General features: G+C 56.8%; 15 protein-coding genes and 1 pseudogene. 7 read left to right on the top strand and 9 right to left on the bottom strand.

What is annotated here, in order from left to right; all coding sequences use genetic code 11:
• Positions 1-127 precede the first annotated feature (127 nt).
• From V1294_RS18080 to V1294_RS18070, 3 genes are all read right to left on the bottom strand, one after another.
• Positions 128-1,279, bottom strand: a complete 1,152-nt coding sequence (locus V1294_RS18080; RefSeq protein WP_334481652.1) for a glycosyltransferase family 4 protein — start codon at positions 1,277-1,279, stop codon at positions 128-130.
• A gap of 40 nt (positions 1,280-1,319) precedes the next feature.
• The gene (gene asnB / locus V1294_RS18075) at positions 1,320-3,305 is read right to left on the bottom strand and encodes an asparagine synthase (glutamine-hydrolyzing) (protein WP_334499015.1); all 1,986 of its coding nucleotides are present in this window, start codon (positions 3,303-3,305) and stop codon (positions 1,320-1,322) included.
• 374 nt (positions 3,306-3,679) lie between these two features.
• Complete coding sequence (locus V1294_RS18070) at positions 3,680-4,498, bottom strand: class I SAM-dependent methyltransferase (RefSeq protein WP_334504705.1); 819 nt, start codon at positions 4,496-4,498, stop codon at positions 3,680-3,682.
• Between the two features lie 334 nt (positions 4,499-4,832).
• On the opposite strand from V1294_RS18070, the gene V1294_RS18065 reads away from it, so the two are divergent.
• Both V1294_RS18065 and V1294_RS18060 read left to right on the top strand, forming a co-directional pair.
• Positions 4,833-5,792 carry a methyltransferase domain-containing protein gene (locus V1294_RS18065; RefSeq protein WP_334499013.1) on the top strand — a complete coding sequence of 320 codons (960 nt, stop codon included), beginning with the start codon at positions 4,833-4,835 and terminating at the stop codon, positions 5,790-5,792.
• A gap of 174 nt (positions 5,793-5,966) precedes the next feature.
• Complete coding sequence (locus tag V1294_RS18060) at positions 5,967-6,170, top strand: hypothetical protein (RefSeq protein ID WP_334481659.1); 204 nt, start codon at positions 5,967-5,969, stop codon at positions 6,168-6,170.
• 105 nt (positions 6,171-6,275) lie between these two features.
• Here V1294_RS18060 and V1294_RS18055 read toward each other — a convergent pair whose 3' ends face one another.
• The 3 genes from V1294_RS18055 to V1294_RS18045 form a co-directional block, all read right to left on the bottom strand.
• Positions 6,276-7,058 (bottom strand): FkbM family methyltransferase, encoded by a 783-nt coding sequence (locus tag V1294_RS18055; RefSeq protein WP_334499011.1) that lies wholly within the window; start codon positions 7,056-7,058, stop codon positions 6,276-6,278.
• A 127-nt stretch (positions 7,059-7,185) separates the two neighbouring features.
• Positions 7,186-8,805, bottom strand: coding sequence for a murein biosynthesis integral membrane protein MurJ (gene murJ, locus V1294_RS18050; protein ID WP_334499009.1), 1,620 nt, complete (start codon positions 8,803-8,805; stop codon positions 7,186-7,188).
• Positions 8,783-9,055 carry a hypothetical protein gene (locus tag V1294_RS18045; protein ID WP_334499007.1) on the bottom strand — a complete coding sequence of 91 codons (273 nt, stop codon included), beginning with the start codon at positions 9,053-9,055 and terminating at the stop codon, positions 8,783-8,785. The genes murJ and V1294_RS18045 overlap by 23 nt, the downstream gene beginning before the upstream one ends.
• 13 nt (positions 9,056-9,068) lie before the next feature.
• Here V1294_RS18045 and V1294_RS18040 point away from each other — a divergent pair, with 13 nt between their 5' ends.
• The 5 genes and pseudogenes from V1294_RS18040 to V1294_RS18020 all read left to right on the top strand — a co-directional run bounded on the left by V1294_RS18040 (position 9,069) and on the right by V1294_RS18020 (position 11,966).
• Complete coding sequence (locus V1294_RS18040; RefSeq protein WP_334499005.1) at positions 9,069-9,284, top strand: hypothetical protein; 216 nt, start codon at positions 9,069-9,071, stop codon at positions 9,282-9,284.
• A 153-nt stretch (positions 9,285-9,437) separates the two neighbouring features.
• Positions 9,438-9,636 (top strand): annotated as a pseudogene (locus V1294_RS38015) (transposase); the annotation flags it as partial.
• Positions 9,569-10,000, top strand: a complete 432-nt coding sequence (locus V1294_RS18030; protein ID WP_334505005.1) for a hypothetical protein — start codon at positions 9,569-9,571, stop codon at positions 9,998-10,000. The pseudogene V1294_RS38015 and the gene V1294_RS18030, both read left to right, overlap by 68 nt.
• A gap of 318 nt (positions 10,001-10,318) precedes the next feature.
• Positions 10,319-10,852 carry a hypothetical protein gene (locus V1294_RS18025; RefSeq protein ID WP_334499004.1) on the top strand — a complete coding sequence of 178 codons (534 nt, stop codon included), beginning with the start codon at positions 10,319-10,321 and terminating at the stop codon, positions 10,850-10,852.
• Positions 10,853-10,973: 121 nt separating this feature from the next.
• On the top strand, positions 10,974-11,966 hold the full coding sequence (locus tag V1294_RS18020) for a heparin lyase I family protein (protein WP_334499003.1): 993 nt from the start codon (positions 10,974-10,976) through the stop codon (positions 11,964-11,966).
• Positions 11,967-12,092: 126 nt separating this feature from the next.
• Here V1294_RS18020 and V1294_RS18015 read toward each other — a convergent pair whose 3' ends face one another.
• The 3 genes from V1294_RS18015 to V1294_RS18005 form a co-directional block, all read right to left on the bottom strand.
• The gene (locus V1294_RS18015; protein WP_334499001.1) at positions 12,093-13,355 is read right to left on the bottom strand and encodes a glycosyltransferase family 4 protein; all 1,263 of its coding nucleotides are present in this window, start codon (positions 13,353-13,355) and stop codon (positions 12,093-12,095) included.
• On the bottom strand, positions 13,336-14,598 hold the full coding sequence (locus V1294_RS18010; protein WP_334498998.1) for a nucleotide sugar dehydrogenase: 1,263 nt from the start codon (positions 14,596-14,598) through the stop codon (positions 13,336-13,338). Before V1294_RS18010 ends, V1294_RS18015 begins: the two co-directional genes overlap by 20 nt.
• Before the next feature lie 352 nt (positions 14,599-14,950).
• The gene (locus tag V1294_RS18005) at positions 14,951-16,699 is read right to left on the bottom strand and encodes a hypothetical protein (protein ID WP_334498996.1); all 1,749 of its coding nucleotides are present in this window, start codon (positions 16,697-16,699) and stop codon (positions 14,951-14,953) included.
• Positions 16,700-16,855: the final 156 nt, after the last annotated feature.

Genomic DNA, 16,855 nt, shown 5'->3' with positions numbered 1-16,855 from the left:
CGAATTTGGTTGATCTACTCTAAACGTACCGAGAGCAATCCAACCGCCGGAGCTCTCCGCGCGATCACATGCTTCTCCATCTGCTTGATCGAACCAGGCGTTGTCACAAAGGTTCGAGTGGGCCATTTCAAAGTGGTTGCCCCGGGTGTTTTGACTTAGCGACGAGAGGCGTTAAAGCCGCAATTAACTCGCGAGCTTTTGCCGTCGGCGAGTGATTGGCCTTAACATAGATCTGACATCGTTGAGCGAGCGCGTTGTATTCATTTGCGTCCATGTCCCAGAACATCTTCACGGATTTGGAAAGTGCCAACTCGTCCTCAGCCGATGCGCCAAGGCTATGACGCAGGACGATCGAGTCCGGATCGACTTGCCGGCGCGTTATGACAGGTGTGCCCACGGCGAAAGCTTCCAGGAACACGTTCGAGAAGCCTTCGAAATCCGATGTGGAGAGAAGCATCGTCGCTTCCGATAGAAATTGTTGAACGTCTGCCCGCCGGACAAGGCCAACCAGTTCCACGTTTGGCAGATGGCGCAGGCCATTCACGGCGTCCAGCGTCGATTGATCAACCTGTCGCTCTGGCATCCCCCCCACGCGGAATTTGACGGCCGGAAATTCCTGGGCGATTCGAAAAAGCAGTGGCAAATTCTTTCCATGGCGGAAAACACCAAGCCAGGCGACATATCTGCGTTCTGCGCGCAGCAAAGGAGCGGGCGCGTCCTCTGCTACGACAACGGCATTATGAAGGACGTGTATAGGCGTGCCCGGAAACAGCGCTGCCAATTTTTCGCGTTGATATTCATTTTGACAAAGAAATGCCGCTGTTCGATGCCGAGCCCAAGAATACGCTAACCATTCATAAAATCGAAGCCCGACTTTGCATCGTTCATCGACGTTCATGTCGCTGACAACGCGGTGAACGAACGGAATCCCTAGTTGGCCGGCGACGAAAGCCATGATGGCGGTATGGACCCCACATACGCCTTGGATCATGATATCTGGATGATAGGCGCGGGCGGCTGCCAATATTTTTGGAATATATGAGTAGAAATACTTCGCAACCCGCACCCCATGTTCGGGATCATAGGTTTCGATGAGTTTGATTTGCTGGCCCGAACCTACATGGGCCAAAGCACCCTTCCAGGTAAGGAGAGCGGCTTCGTGACCGGCGTTTTCAAGCGCGCGAAGCCATATTGAAAGTTGGACGGCCCAGCCGCCGATCGGATAGTTATCATCCTTCAATAGATAGGGAATGGAAAAATCTATCGAGAGAATTCGCATCTGAGACCCCGAGCTTCGTGGGACCGCCATCGCCATATCTTCAATTCAAAAGGGATGCCAAGCGTCTTGTTCCGGTGTCAGCCACTGACGCATCGCCCCACCGACGATGCCACGCCTGAAACATAAGAACATTCCAAATGAGGAAATACCGCTCATTATTCCCGCTCAAGAATTCGACCCAGAGCGAGCGAATGCCCTCGACGTCAAAAATATCATCGGCGCTCAGGCTAGCCTCGTTCATCAGGTCTTCGGCCCAATCGCGCAACGGACCGCGCAACCAGTCTGCGAGCGGAACCCCGAACCCCATTTTCGGACGCTCAACCAGACGATCGGGCACATGGCGGGCAAGAACACACCGGAGCAAATGTTTGGGGCGCCGGGCACGCGCGTTCTGAAATGACGGCAGCTTCCAGACCCATTCGACCAGGCGATGGTCGAGGAGCGGAACACGCACCTCAAGAGCGACAGCCATAGAGGCGCGATCAACCTTAGTCAGGATGTCATCGGGCAAATACGTGCACATGTCCAGGTAGCGCATACGGTCCACCGGACCTGGCAAAAGGGCCTCGAGGTTTTGACCCCAGCAGGCCGTCCGCACCTCTTGTGCCCCATTTACAAGACTGTCTGGGTTCGGGTGATGCGAGGCAACAATTTGATGGTACATGGAATCGATCGATGGAAATGAAAGAATTTGCGCCAACCGATGGGCCTTTTGGCCGACCCGTGGCACGCGCCGAAGGTATGGTACATAGCGCGCTATCCTATCGAAGGCGCTAGGCGGCACAGCGCGAATGCTTGAAGACGCGAGGCGGCGGAACGCAAGCGGCATCTTCGCACTCGGTCGCCAAACGTTCTGCGCCCATTGATACCGGTTGTACCCGGAAAACAATTCGTCTCCACCATCTCCCGACAGAGCCACCTTGACGCGTTTTCGCGTCAACGCGGAAACAATATGGGTCGGGATCTGCGAGGGGTCGGCGAATGGCTCATCATACATCTCGGCCAACTTCGGCACCACATCGAGAGCGTCAGCGCCGCCAACGGGAAATGTTGTATGGTCGGTCCCAAGATGTCGCGCAACAGCCTCAGCGTGTTTCGCTTCGTCGAATGCCGCGTTCTCAAAGCTGATGGTAAACGTCCTGACTGGTCTCAGAGAAGCTTTCTGCATCAGTGCGACGACAGTAGATGAGTCATAGCCGCCCGACAGAAAGGCGCCAAGCGGAACATCCGCTATCATGCGGCGCGATACTGCATCATGCAGCAACGCCTCGAGCTCGTCGACCAGTCCCTCTTCGTCGGCTCGAAGCGTATTGCGTTGCCCCTGCGAAACAACACTGGCAAGATCCCAGTACGCGCCCACTTCGGGGCCACCGCCGCTCGCAATTTTGACGAACCCGGCGGGCGGCAGTTTGTAGACACCTTCATAGATCGTGAATGGACCTGGCACATAACCATGCCGAAGAAAGGCAGCGATCGCTCCACGATTGAGACTTGGCTTCCAACCGGGATGAGCGCGCAGCGCCTTCAACTCTGATCCGAACAAAACTAGTCCATCGAAAATCGCCCAATAAAGCGGCTTTTCGCCCATTCGATCACGAGCTAGGAACAGTTGACGCTCTCCGGCGTCCCACGATGCAATTGCGAACATCCCGTTCAAACGGGCGATGGTCGATTTGACGCCCCATTGGGCGAATCCTTCGACAATAACTTCTGTATCTGAATGCCCTCGAAACCGGACTCCGCAGCGCTCCAGTTCGGCCCTCAGTTCTCGGAAATTATACACTTCACCGTTGAACGTAATTGTATATTGGCCGTTGGCCGAGACCATTGGTTGATGTCCCATCGAGGACAAGTCGATAATTGCCAGGCGACGCTGCCCGAAGGCAATGCTGGCCTGCTCGCTTAACCAAACTCCGCTGTCGTCCGGCCCGCGGTGGCTCAGGGTTTGCGTCATTGCAGACGCCCGCCTTTTCAGATCTTGCAGGCTGCAACCATTACGCTCCCATATACCGGAAATTCCGCACATGCTTGAAAAGAGCTCCCTAATGAGAGGACGTCAACGCATGGCATCCAAACTCACACGCTAGCAGCATAGTATTTTGAACCGGTCCGCGGCTCGACCCTTTCGGATTACCTATTCTCAAGCACAGTAGAAGCCCAGAGCAGCAGATCGCGGAATGGGGTAGCGCGCTAAGCCGGAACGTCGATCGGCATGGAGAGCTTTGGATCGCCGAGCGAAGGAAGTGGTTCTCCGCCGAACACGCCACCTATCACACTGGAGGCTTTGCCCTCCAACCCGCCCTCTTCGAACAGAGCGAAGTCTCCCCGATGCCGCCCGCTGTAACGCCGATCTTACCTTACCTAAAGACACGAGTGAGAGCACCCACTCATGATTTGCGCTCACTTAGGCGAGGCCGACCTTATGAACAAGAACTCCGTGTTCGCCTCACCGGTCGCCATCCTCTGCAAGCTGAAACCGAGCTCCTTGCAAAAGGAGACGGCATCTTTGTCATAGACAAATTCCATCGGCCAACCGCCAAGCCAATCACGAATATCCGTAAACATATTCATGCCGCGATTCTTTTTGTATTCGTGCATCCTCCACAGAAACAGAGGTAGCCGCAGCGGATTATAGTGCATCTGAAAGCGCCAGACGTACCAAAGATCCATGTAGCGTCTCTTCAGCCATCCCGCCGTAACATACCTTTGCTTAACGTCGAGCCAGAATTCCGGCGGCGGGTTGACTTGAGCGTCCGCTGAATAGAGAGCGATATAAAACATACCACCGGGCCTAACGCACGCTGCGGCATTGCGAATTGCATGCCAGACGTCTCCGGTGTGATGCAGAACCCCCCATGAATAGACCAGGTCGTATGCCCCCAAGTTCTTCACAAATGTGTCGTCAAGAACGGAGCCTTGCTCGATGGTCCAATTAGAGGGATTACCTACCTGAGCCTGCACGCATCGGCTCGTAGCGACTGAATTCGCGTCATAGTCAAAGCCACGAACCGATACTGCGCCTGCTTCTAGGGCGGCAATGGAGTGAAGTCCGCTTCCGCATCCAATATCGAGGAACGTTAGCCCCTTCAGATCGTCCCGTTCGATAAAATCGAGAAGGTGCTTCTTGGAAATCCGTACCCTCTCGGGTCCGAAATTCTTTTGAATGAAGTGGTGCCAGTTATTCCCAAACTCGAATCTCTGTCCCTCTTCTTGAACCATGCTACTCACTACCCACTCCTCCTGACGCAAACCCTGAACTACCGCGGGCCGGACGACAGCGCAGCTTGGTTGAGCAAGCCAGCATTGCAGACGCCCGCCTTTTCAGATCTTGCAGGCTGCAAACGCATGGCATCCAAACTCACACCTGGCAGCATAGTATTTTGAACCGGTCCGCGGCTTGACCCTTTCGGATTACCCATTCTCGATCACAGCAGAAGCCCAGGCCAGCAGATCGCGGATATGTCGGGCGATTCTTTCTTGACGCTCAGACGCGCTGGTCGCGATACTGTGTCAGGAGCTTCTGTGGTTTGTCGATGAACTTGGAGGCGACAAGATGTACAGCACGCGATCTATTGTTTTCAATGCAGCGACATTCGCGCCGGGCGTGACAGCTATCCCAGCTGTCAGAGACTATCTTGCTCGCAGGGACAAAGGAACGGGCGGCACAATCTCGGCCCGATACTGCTACAGCGTCTGGCTAAGGCATCTCGTGAAAGCGGCAGAAAGCGGGCTTGATACGAGACCTCAGGTCATCGCAGAGCTCGGACCGGGCGACTCGCTGGGGACCGGGATTGCAGCACTCCTGTCGGGAGCTTCCAAATACTATGCGCTTGACTTCATCTCGCACGTTACAGCGGAGCGAAATATCCAAGTGCTTCATGAACTAGCTGAGTTGTTTGGCCAGCGCGCCGATATTCCAGACGAAGCTGAATTTCCCGACGTGTTCCCGAAGCTGAAAAGCTATCGGTTCCCCGAGCAGCTAATTACGAACAGGGCCGTCAACATATCCGAGACCTGGATACGCGAGATCGAGGCGGCGCTGCACGGCGCCTCGCAGGCGGAGGTTGTTCAGTTACGGGCACCTTGGCTGGACGCGACCGTGATCGAGGACGGGACGATTGACATGCTGTTTTCGCAGGCAGTGCTAGAGCATGTAGACGCATTGAGCGAAGCATACAACGCCATGAGGCGGTGGTTGAAGCCCGGAGCTTTCATGTCCCATGTGGTCGACTTCAAGTGTCACGGGTGTGCAGCGGAGTGGAACGGCCATTGGTCCTATTCCGATCTGAAATGGGCCCTCATTCGTGGAAAGCGATCGTGGCACTTAAATCGCGAGCCGCTTTCGACTCATATGCGCCTTCTGGACAAAGAAGGCTTCAGAACGCTCTGCAAAGAGACCGTAACCCGACCGTCCACTCTGGAAGCCCCGCATCTTGCAAGGCGGTTTACGAATCTTACCCCAGCGGACTTAGTTACTAGCGGCGTTTTCCTTCAAGCGGTGAAACAATGCTGAGACGTTTTGTTGTCAGCTCGGCTAGCTCGCGGTCGCCTCAGCTGCGCGAAACCAAGATATCAAGGAGTGATGGACCTTTGTGAACACGAACCCAAGCAGCAAGGTCGTCATAAACGCCGAAGACTTTGCCACGAGTCGCAGAAGAACGGATGTGTCTAGCTCGGAGGAGACGATGTGAGCGACCAGCACACCGACCGCAACCACAAAGGCGACTTTCAAAGTCTGATCCACTCCCAAACAACGTGGTTCCTGCCACCGCGCCGGCGAGGCCGAATAACAAGGACGCTCAAGGCAATTGAGAGCAAAAGCGATATCGCGCCGATCGTCGCGGCCTGCCGACCGAATCCAAACGCCCAAAGCACCAGCGAAGCCGGGTGAGCCGTTCGGCGAGCTCGCCAGATAGGTTGCAGTCGCGTGCCGCCATTCCGATGAAGCTGAACGACGTCCTCTTCCTCTGCTCATGGCAAGATGCGGTCCGAATCCCTACACTCGCCAGGCATAGAGCCAGACGAGATATTTCGCGCTCGGTGCCGACGAAAACGGCGTGGGCACGGGTGGCCCTGGCAGTTCAGCATCCACCCTCGCATCGCTAACCGTGATGCGGAAGCCCGCTCGCGAAAGCGCCGTCCACAGTTCCGCCACCTGGTCTTGCACAGCAGGATTGCAGTGCAATTCGCACGAAAGATGGCTGACCAACTCCATTTTGCCTGTGGCGCACAGGTCTTTGAGCACGCCAAATTCGCTGCCCTCAATATCGACCTTGAGATAATCCACCGGCTCGGTAATCAGGTCACTTAAACGCACCGCGTCCACCAGCACCCCTGGCCCATCGCCGACATGGCCGCCCAGTGATCCCTCAGGCACAAACGATACCTTGCCAGCGGCATCGCTGACGGCGGCGCGAACCACCGTGACCGAGGTGAGGCCCAGCGCGCGCACATTCTCTTCCAGAAGGTCGGCGGTTTGCGGGTCGGCCTCAAAGACGGTGATGCGGGCACGCGGATAGCGCTGCTTGAACCAGATCACACTCATGCCAATGTTCCCACCGCAATCAAGGATCACGGGCGCGTCGCCTAATCCGGCGACCTCATAGCCGCGGTCTAGAAAAATCTCACGATAGAGCGACAGCATCGCCCCGGCGTCCGTATAGCGCACCAGCCCGAAGGGAAAGCGAAACGCGCCGGGGACGCGGCGAGGGTTGCGCTCGCCCAACCAGAAGAGGCGCACGCAGGTCCACGAGCGTGTTCGTCTGATGACATCGACCATACCACGCGCCTGCCTGAACAGGTCTGCCAGACTAAGGCTTTTGGATGGGGAGCTAGCCGCTTGTACACTCATGGAAAGTTCTTCCTTCCTCGCAGGGTACGCAAACATCGATACGCTCATCTGCGGCCTATGCGGGTTTTGCCCACGCGCGGCCCCAGTGCAGCCGACTGCACAATATGGTCCAGAGCTGGCTCGCCTCTGGCACGCGCAAGACCAGCAGCAGCGCAGCATAGATCACCAGGCCCGCAGCGCTCAGCAAGACGATCTGTACCAGCGGCGGCAGCGCGGCCATCTGGGGCAGCTTCGCCAGCAGCGCGCACGTCAGCCACAGGAACACCGCCGCCACGACGGTTTTGCCCAGCGAAAGGCCAAGCTGCGGCAGGCGCAGCCCTTGCAGCCGTTTGTTAAGAATGAGCAGCAGCGTTAGCGCGCCAATCAGATAGGTCAGCGTGGTAGCGAACGCGATACCTGCCACGCCCCAGATTTGCATCAGCAGATAGTCCAGGACGGCGTTGAGCACCAGCGAAAGCACGGCGACGTTGCGCAGCGTGCGATTATCTTGCAGGGCGTTATACATCCGCCCGTTGATAAACCCGTAGGTGACGATGAATATATTCGGCGCGAGAAACATCACGGCGGACGCCACCACATCGGTGGCCTGCGCGCTAAAATTGCCATGGTGATAGAAAATCTCCACCACCGGGCGCGACAACGAACTCAGCAGCGCGCCAGCGGGCAAGAGGATGATTGCAGAAAAAATGACCGCCTGGCGGAAGGTGGTGGTTAAGAGCGTAAATTCGCGGCGGGCCACTTGTAGCGCGAAGATCGGCAAGAGCGCCGTGGAGAGCGCCGTATAAAAGATCCCCGAGGGCATATCCACCAGCTTGATCGCGTAGCTGAGCGAGGCAATGCTGCCCGGCGGCAAGAGCGAAGCCATAAACTGATCGACCAGACTGTTGCCGTTGACCATCAGTGCCCCAATCAGCATGGGTGTGGAAAGCGCGGCAATGCGCTGAATGCCCGGATGCCGCCAGGAAAAATCGAAATGAAAGCGCAGCCCCATGCGCAGATAGGCAACGACGAGCAGCAAGAAATTCAGCGAATAACCCACAATCGTGCCCCAGCCCAGGGCATAGATGCCCCAAGAAGGCGCAAACAGCAGAAACGCGATGGTGCTCAGCGTAATCGTGACGGGAGCCAGCGATGGCACCGCAAACCGCCCATAGGCATTCAGAACGGAGCCAACCAGCGTCACCAGCACTTGCAGCAAGAGCACGGGCATCAAGAAGCGCAGGAGGATGACCGCCAGCGTCTGCGTGGGGGCATCCATCTGCCGGGCGAAGATCGTCACGACCAGCGGTGCGCCCGCGGCCAGCGCCACTGTCACCACCAGCGCAATCAGCGTGCCCAGCGTCATCGCTACCCGGAGCAGGCGCATGGACTCCGCCTCGCCTTTGTTTTCGCGGTAGTCCACAAAGACCGGAATCAATGCCGCGCCCACCGCCGTGGTCAAGATGCCAGAAATGGTTGTGGGCACGATCAGCGCCACCGTATAGGCGTCCATGGTTGGGCCAACGCCAAAGGCCGAAGCCGTCAGCACCTGGCTGACGATGCTCAGCAGCCGGGCGGCAACGGTGACATACAAGACGACCGAGATGGCGCGGCCAGCGTGAATCACGATCCCCTGGCTGTTGGGCGCGCCATCGGGCGGGGGAGCCGTTTCCTCAAGGTTTGTGGATGTACTCATGCCCTGTCTCATAAAGCTCCTGTGCTGCAACGGCCTCGCGTGGAATCAGCCCTAAGAGCAACAGAATCGCGAGCCCCCCAAGAGCGAAGAGACTTGCGAACGTGTTGCCAACCAACTTTGGGCGGGTTCCGGGAGCGGCGCGCGGCAGGAAAAAGAATAGAGACTGCGGCAAGAACAGAGGAAGGAGGATCAACTCTGTTTCGGCGACCAGCCACACCAGGCGGTAGTCCTCGAACTCCTGCGTGGTCACGTGGCGGACCAGGATGACAGGCACCCCCAACGAGCAGCCCCGCAGCCGCGAGAAATCCTGCCTTGCGGCGAATCCCCGATTTCCACATGGTTCGCCGGGCCTTGCTGACGTAATTGATCCGGTCGCTGACATTGAAGAAGTGGCGATAAATCAGCCGCATAAAAGAAAAGCTGTGGCGGTTTGCTCGACGCGCGTCATTTTTTCCCCCGGCGAAGTCAAAGGCTCGTAGCCGATCAAAAACGAGCATAGCCAAATGCATATCAGCTGTTCAGGAATCCCGAAGCCGTTTGGCGGATAATAGGGGTTACCTACGAGGTGTGGTCTGAGCCCCGCAAACTCCTCCAAGACTGGGTAGAGTCCCTCACCTCGGGAGGGATAGACCATGAAGCCGAGCCGTTTCACGGAAGAGCAGATCATCGGGATTTTGCGGGAGCAGGAGGCGGGTGCGGCGACCGCTGCTATCCTGCTGCAAGCAGGGGATCTCGAGCGCGACGTTCTACCGGCGGCACGCACATGGTTCTCCTGGTCGTGCTGCGCGACGGTCTGGTACTCAGGCTAGCGAAGCACATCCGCTCCGAGCTTGCGCGCGCTGCGGGCTTCCCGGCTTTCGTGCCGGCGTGCATTGCACAGGTCGAGGCGCTTGCTGAGACCTTTAGCGGCAAGCGGTCCGAAACCGCTGCGCGAGATGCGGTGAATGGCCGCCCTGTCCAGAACCGCGATGCGCTGCAGAACCCGGAATGTCTCGATGCCATTGCCAAGCATCCGGTTCTTCGGGCGTCTCCGGCCATCAGGGCATCACGGGGGCTGGCGCCAGGCCACGACGGGGTGATCCCGCAGGGTGACGGGCTGCGGCGGGAGCTCCAGGCGATTTGCGAGCGCGTGCTTGGCATCTCGCGCCCGTTGCCTGGTCCGATAGTCTTCTTGGCTTCGGCGCGGAATCGCTAGCGTTTGAACCCTGCTTCTCGAGATCGAGGATTATACTGGGCATCCCCCTACCCTCTCGGCCTTTCTGGCGGCGCCGTCGATCGAAGGCTTGGCCACGACCCTATCCGTCGGCGCAACAGCGATGGTCGGGGAAGTAGCGCTCGTCTGTAATCTCTCCTCCTGGTCCGTGCATGCGAAGTACCGCGGCTGGGGAATGGCCCTGCTCGCCGAGGCGCTGCGGGACGAGAGCCTCACCTGCACGGCGTTCACCCCGAGCCGACCGCCTGGGCTGCCCTCCTGGCGCAGCGCTTCACACCCCTAGCTTCGAACAGGATCGTCATGCCGCCATTGCTCCAGGCCGAGACGCTGTTCGCGCCGAACCGTCTGGTCATCAGCTTCGATCCGGCTGCGGTCCGCGAGAGGCTGACTAGCCAGCAACGACAGATCTTCGACGATCACGCACCGTATGATTGCCTGCAGCTCACCGTCAGCGATGGGTCGGATCATGCCTTTCTCGTGGTAAAGCGCCGTACGCAACGGCTCAATGCGAGGCGACTGGGAGGACTGGGGAAAGTTTTGCCCGTGCGGATCCCCTATTCGGACATCCTACATTGCAGTGCGCCGGAGCTGCTGTCGCGGCGTCTCGAGCGCATCAAGCTAGCGATCCTGCGCCGACGGCGGACGGTGGCGCTCGTCGCGCAGGCGCGGCTCTTTCGGGTCCGGCCACGAGGCGTGATGCTCCCGGTGCGCACGTGTTATCTCGCATTCTGTACAACGCCATACAATTCACGATGCATTCCTCGGGCGCTCATGCCTGGTGGTAGTCCTTATTTTCCTTCGATTGAATCAGTCGAAAATTGTATCGGGATTTGAATGAGCTCTCTTCACAAGTGGCCAAGCATTTTTGCGGCAGCACGCTGATCGAATTTCACGATAGAGCGTTGCTGTAATCTTGCTCGGACTACAAGTAGAATACAGACAAGGGGGATAGCAAATGACAATAATGATACCCCTTATCTTTGCGCTGGCTGGCAGCGTCGCGAACATCTCTAATGGATCGACATCCCTCGATACGAGGATAGTCGACGCAGGTGGTTCGTGGAATTTACTGGCCGAGGGCCTGTCCGACGATACTCACAGCTTTGCTGGCACCCACAGCAATATGGCAGACAATACGAGCGCCGCATCGCAGCCTGTAAGTAGAACTAGAACAGTTGTTCCGTCGATTACGTCGTTTTCGGCTAAGCCGCAAACCCGCTTTCTTATCGGTGGCGACAGCTACCTAGTTGAGACGGCGGGTAAGAGCTATAGCCTGACCAATCCTGACCCACAAACTCTGCGCTTCGAAGTCCATCAGGGCGACAATTGGGCAGCGGGTGGTGATGGCTCATACTGTGATCGCTCTGAAATTCAAAATCAGTCGACGGGCGTCGCGACCAGCTGGGGTGCATTTATCCCGCCCGGTACTCCGATTGGCATGGACTATCAGTTCATGGTGGAGGCCAATGGGCCCAATGGGTCATTTGTAAACACTCAAAACAGATCGAACGGCTGGTTTGTCGTCGGTCAAATGCACAATGACGACATTGCGAGTGGTGTAGGGACCTCACCGCCGTTCGCGGTCCAGATGGACGGCGACCATCTGCAAATTGTCGCCCGCTATGTTCTGCCCGGTGGGAATCCCAGTAATTCGTCTTCCGCTCTCCGTATGCTCACGCTCTGGACCGATCCGACTCCAATTACTCCTGGCGTCTACAAGGACATTCGCGCTCAAGCCAATTTTTCCAACAGCGGCGGCGGGTATTTGGACGTCTGGATCAATGGTTCGCAGGTTGTGAACTATCGGGGTCCTTTGGGCTATGGGCAGGGCACCTATTGGGAATATGGCATCTATCGGTCGTCGGCGCCTGAAACGACTGCCGTCCATTACCGAAATTTGATGCTAACAATCGGGCCGTCAGCACCTGTCTCGTCACGACGACCCTGACTGACGGTGCGCAGCTTCACTGGCAGCACGACCTCGCTAGCGCGGTTAAATCCGGCCGCGCTATGTTATTATTTTGTTTGCGACGGGTGTTATCGAAAGCTTGCCGAGACGCGAAGAGAATAGGACCTATCCGCATTTCTCTTTTAGTTTGAATACTTTTTCATAGGCACCCAAGAGCTTTGTTGACTCGTGGTGCCAAGCGAGTTCGTCATAGATTCTTTTCTGGCCGAATGCACCCATAGCATCGCGTCGCACTGGATCATCTACAAGTTCCAATATCTTGTCGCCGAACTCCGCAGTATCCGCATTCTGTACATATAAGGATGCCTCTCCAGCCGAAAAACGGCCTTCAGTGAGGTCAAATTGAACAATAGGCTTACCCAACGCCATATACTCCATGATCTTGTGCATCGTTGATTTGTCGTTCATCGAGCTGGGGCGGTCCGGATTTACGCAGACGTCTGCCGTGGAGAGTATTGTGAATAGTGTAGCGTCATCAACACGGCCAGTGAACGTAACCAATTCGTCCAGTTCAAAAGCCAATGCAAGCTTCTTGAGCTCCTCCAATTCCCGCCCACCCCCGACAATGACGAACTGGACATCATCGCGATTTCGTATCCTGCGGATGTGCCTGATTGATTCCAGCAACAGATCGATCCCCTCCTGCCTTGCAATAACACCCACATATCCGACAAGGAATTTCCGTCCCCTCTTCCAGGCCGGGTCTGGTGGAAATGAGCGAACGCGCGAAAGGTTTGGAGCGGAGCGCACAACGAACACATGATCAGGGTTCATTCGCCCTCGTTCAATGGCAATGGTACGATATGATTGGTTGGTTGCTATCGATACGTCAGACAATGCGAATGTAATGCGTTCAAGTAGGACCATAACCTGCCAGAGCAAGCCACGACGTCCGAATTTCGCCTCGTAAAGCTCCGGGCTGATATCGTGGTGATCGAAAATGAAAGATTTTCCAAATAGAAACTTATGAAATGCACCAACTACGAAAATGAGATCCGGCGGATTACACGCGTGGACTACATCAAACCCGCGCGTTGTGAGAATTTTCAAACTCAGCACGAACTCCCAAAATAATGCCGCGCTGTACTCGGCGAGATAGCCCAGCACCCCACGACCTTCTCCCGGCAACCAGTGGCGATAGACCGCGATTCCCTCGATAATTTCAAATGAGGCCGTTGCGCCCGGTCCCTTGGGACAAATTACCGACACTTCATAACCATGCCGCGCCAATGTGCTGGCTTCCGACCACACTCTGGCATCGAACGGTACCGGAAGATTTTCGACGATGATAAGCACCCGGCGGCGAACCGAACTAACACCCGCTTGATCGTGGCGTGCAACGCCGTCGTCATGAAAGAGTGTTGACATCAATGATCCGCCTGGCGTGTAACGCCATATGTTTCGCCCACCCTCGGGTATCGATGACAAGATCGAACAGCTCCGACTCGGCGGCCGACTTTAGGATTAGTAATTTGCGGAGCGCGGGCAAATTGGAGAACGCATAGCCAAGATTCTGACCCAACAATTTCGACGGCTCGACGTGCGGGTCGTAGATCGACAAGCCGATGTGCAACCGAAGGAATTTGCGAGCCAAGTCGATATTGGGACTCTCGCGAAGATCGTCGCTGTCCTCCTTGAAGGCAAGCCCCAGCATAAGCACCCGCCCGCCGGCCGGGACTGCTTTCAGGCAATTCTCAAACAGGAAATTCTTATGCTCATCATTCGATCTCAGAACCGAATCCACGAGCCAAGTATGCGCCCCGACGTCGCTTGCGATGTGTTGGAGCGCACGAACGTCTTTCGGCAAGCATGAGCCGCCGAATGCGCCACCCGGCCTCAAATAATAGGGGGAAATGTTGAGCTTGGTATCAGAGATGAAAATCTTATGAACAGTGGTCGCGCTAATACCGAGCTTATCGCAAACGCGACCGACTTCGTTGGCAAAAGCAATCTTTACTGCGTGAAACGAGTTATCGACGAATTTTGTCATCTCTGCCGCGCGATAATTCGTGTAGAAGACCGGCACCGCGATACTTGCGTTCAACTCGTCAAGAGCCGCGCACCTTTCCCCGTCCTTCGTCCCAATCACGATCTTCGGCGGGTTGAAGAAGTCTTCGATCGCTACCGATTCGCGCAAGAATTCGGGGTTATAGACAACCTCGACGAGGTCCGTCCTGCCCTTCAATGCGTCCTCGAAAATCGGGAGGACCAGTTCCTCGATGGTACCGGGCCGCATCGTGGAGCGAAATACGATCGTCAACGTCGTCGCGCGGGCGGGACCGACCAGCTCCGCGATCTGATGGGAAACTTCCGCGATAAAGCTCATGTTGTGAGATCCGTCCGGCGCACTAGGCGTTCCCACACAGACTATGGCCATGGTGCAACTGTCGAGATGTCCGCTGGCATCCTTCGTCGCGCTCAGCAAATTTTTCCTGACAGCACGCTCTACAAGTTGATCGAGACCGGGCTCCGTGATTGGCGATTTGCCCGCGTTGACGATCGCCACTTTTTCATCGCTGACGTCGACACCGACGACTTCGTGGCCTTGCCTGGTGAGGCAAGCGGCCGTCGTCATGCCGACGTAACCAAGTCCGAACACCGCAATTTTCATCTTAATCCATCAGCCGCATTACGTTGTGCTGGCAACGGCGGCGGCTGCTCATGAGTTTGTCTGCAAGGTCGACGGTTTCATTCAGAGATAATATGTCGATCGGCACCCCTACCCGAGTGTATTCTTTCATCCGCGCAGAGCCTCAACTTTTTTGGGCTACCTATTCTGGTTGTGACGAAGGGAAGACAGGATGGTTGCGCGGGAGGCCGAGTGACGACCTGTTGAACGCCACGTATCGGGTCAGGCGTCGGAGCCCGCCGGAGCAGGAAGCGATCTGCCAGGAGCATCATGCTAGGAGCTTCGTGCCTGGGCCGAAACAGCATGACCACGCTCGTTGCGGTCCGCCTCCCGGCTACACGCGAAAACGAAAAAGGTACCCGTAATTGTCACGAAGTTCGGATAGATATCGCCGAACCGCCACCCCAAGTCGGTATGAGACCGATTCTGAATGCGCGAAAGCATCCGGCTGTTTGTGATAAACGCAGCGTATATCCGCCGTCCTGCCGGGCGGGATATCGACGATCACCCGAATACATCCGTCCATGCATTCGTACGCGACGACGTCTTGGTTGACTGTAACATCTTTCAAAGAATCGACCTGTGGTTCTTGCTTCACGACTTGGATCCGTCGCGTCATCGCCTCCATGTTTTCGATGCGGAGTTGTTCAGCAAACATCTTTACTATGATCGTTACGCCGTCGGGTCGAATGCTGTAGCTGTGGCAAACGGCGTCCCCGAGAGTCCGCCAACAGAGCTTCCACCGCAAGGATGCAAGCTGTCGGAGGAACTCCGCTAGTTCGCTGCCGTGGCCTCGGAAAAGGTCGTGATGCCCGGCAACGAAGCACGGCTTGCCCAGGATTCCGTCAAATGCGAAGTTTTCAATGCCGTGGTCAATATACCGCCGGGTGTAAATCGAGAATCCCCCATACCGAACGATGGCGACACTCCACAGGTCCGCAAGTGTCGTTTCGTTCGACGCGTCATCGGCTGGTGCGACTTCCGTGTTCACTGCCGCGACGAAGCCATGTCGCTTGAGAGCCGACACCGCCTCGGGCGAGAATGCCCCTTGCGGGAAAACCATCACGTTTTCATGATCAAGCGCGGTCTCGTTGAGAAGGGACTGCATCCGACACTTGGCGGTCTTCAGCTTTCTGTCGAGTAGGTCGGCTGAACGGGCTGCAAATTCACTACGGGTGTGATCGCAGCCGTGCACGCAGACGGACAGTTTTCCGCTATTTTTTCGAAAGGCGGTAACGGTGTCGCGATTTGTTCGATGCCAGTTCCATGGAATGAAGGCGATGGTCGTCGCGAACGTCTGCTTGTTGGCCAACTGCAGTAGTTCGCCAAAATCGAGAAAGCCGTACCGTGGCCTCAGGGGTGGATCGTCGATGATCAGGCACGCGTTTGTTTCGGAGGCGGTCCAGCAGACGTCGCGGAACGACCACTTCAGATACATCACGACTGGCACCGCACCGGCGAAACGCTTCTTCACATCAAAATAGGTCGCAGCGCGTTCGCGAATGTCCACCATCGCCAGTGAGGCATCGGCAAAAAAGCGCACGCCGGAATAAGCAAATCCGGCGAACAGGTGTCCCTCGGGCGCCCCGACGATGCTCTGCAATTCGCCACCATCCCGGATGACAAGCGCCGCATCCGCGGCGCCGGGCTCCAGTTGGATCCGCAGGGCCGACATTGGGCCGCACATCTCTGGAAAAGCATCAGTGACGGACACGGTTATTGGCCACGCGTCCATGCCGCGGATGTCCGCCTCCGGGTCTCCCGTGATCTGGCGCAGCAGAGCCCTGCAGGGATCCACAGCTTGAAATCCATAGACGAACACGGATGCGGCTGCCGCCAACCAAGCCGGAAGCGTTCCGGCCTTGCAGGGCTGCAGGGTTTCAGCAAGACAGGGCGCGGAAGTCAGGATGGAGAACTGCGGATGACTTGCCGTCAGCGAGGCTACATTGCCCCCGTTCGCTTCACTGACTGTCAGCGCCGTCCATGGAACTCCGAAAAAATCGAGGATTTCCGCCAGGTTGCAATCGTCGGACGATGGAGTGTCACTGCGGATCAGGAGCGCGATCGAAGAGCCCGTGTCCATGGCGTCGGCGTTCCGTCCTGGGTTGTCGCATCATCCTTCAGCGAGGCCACCGGGCATCCTGCGGATCGTCCGCGACCTCGAGATTGTGCTCCTCTTGAGGAGTCCTATACGAAAGGCCGCCAGGTTTCCACTGAAGGACGCGGGGTATTCCGACCT

This window comes from Bradyrhizobium sp. AZCC 1678, assembly GCF_036924765.1.
GTDB classification, from domain to species: domain Bacteria; phylum Pseudomonadota; class Alphaproteobacteria; order Rhizobiales; family Xanthobacteraceae; genus Bradyrhizobium; species Bradyrhizobium algeriense.
The sequence above is the reverse complement of the archived record's forward strand: the minus strand, read 5'-3'. Positions and strand labels throughout refer to the sequence as shown.

Coding starts and splice junctions, on each gene's coding strand:
- V1294_RS18010 (WP_334498998.1), bottom strand. CDS start 14,598: ATGAAAATTGCGGTGTTCGGACTTGGTTACGTCGGCATGACGACGGCC.
- asnB (WP_334499015.1), bottom strand. CDS start 3,305: ATGTGCGGAATTTCCGGTATATGGGAGCGTAATGGTTGCAGCCTGCAA.
- V1294_RS18015 (WP_334499001.1), bottom strand. CDS start 13,355: ATGTCAACACTCTTTCATGACGACGGCGTTGCACGCCACGATCAAGCG.
- murJ (WP_334499009.1), bottom strand. CDS start 8,805: ATGAGTACATCCACAAACCTTGAGGAAACGGCTCCCCCGCCCGATGGC.
- V1294_RS18070 (WP_334504705.1), bottom strand. CDS start 4,498: ATGGTTCAAGAAGAGGGACAGAGATTCGAGTTTGGGAATAACTGGCAC.
- V1294_RS18080 (WP_334481652.1), bottom strand. CDS start 1,279: ATGCGAATTCTCTCGATAGATTTTTCCATTCCCTATCTATTGAAGGAT.
- V1294_RS18005 (WP_334498996.1), bottom strand. CDS start 16,699: ATGGACACGGGCTCTTCGATCGCGCTCCTGATCCGCAGTGACACTCCA.
- V1294_RS18040 (WP_334499005.1), top strand. CDS start 9,069: ATGACAGGCACCCCCAACGAGCAGCCCCGCAGCCGCGAGAAATCCTGC.
- V1294_RS18030 (WP_334505005.1), top strand. CDS start 9,569: ATGGTTCTCCTGGTCGTGCTGCGCGACGGTCTGGTACTCAGGCTAGCG.
- V1294_RS18020 (WP_334499003.1), top strand. CDS start 10,974: ATGACAATAATGATACCCCTTATCTTTGCGCTGGCTGGCAGCGTCGCG.
- V1294_RS18025 (WP_334499004.1), top strand. CDS start 10,319: ATGCCGCCATTGCTCCAGGCCGAGACGCTGTTCGCGCCGAACCGTCTG.
- V1294_RS18055 (WP_334499011.1), bottom strand. CDS start 7,058: ATGGTCGATGTCATCAGACGAACACGCTCGTGGACCTGCGTGCGCCTC.
- V1294_RS18065 (WP_334499013.1), top strand. CDS start 4,833: ATGTACAGCACGCGATCTATTGTTTTCAATGCAGCGACATTCGCGCCG.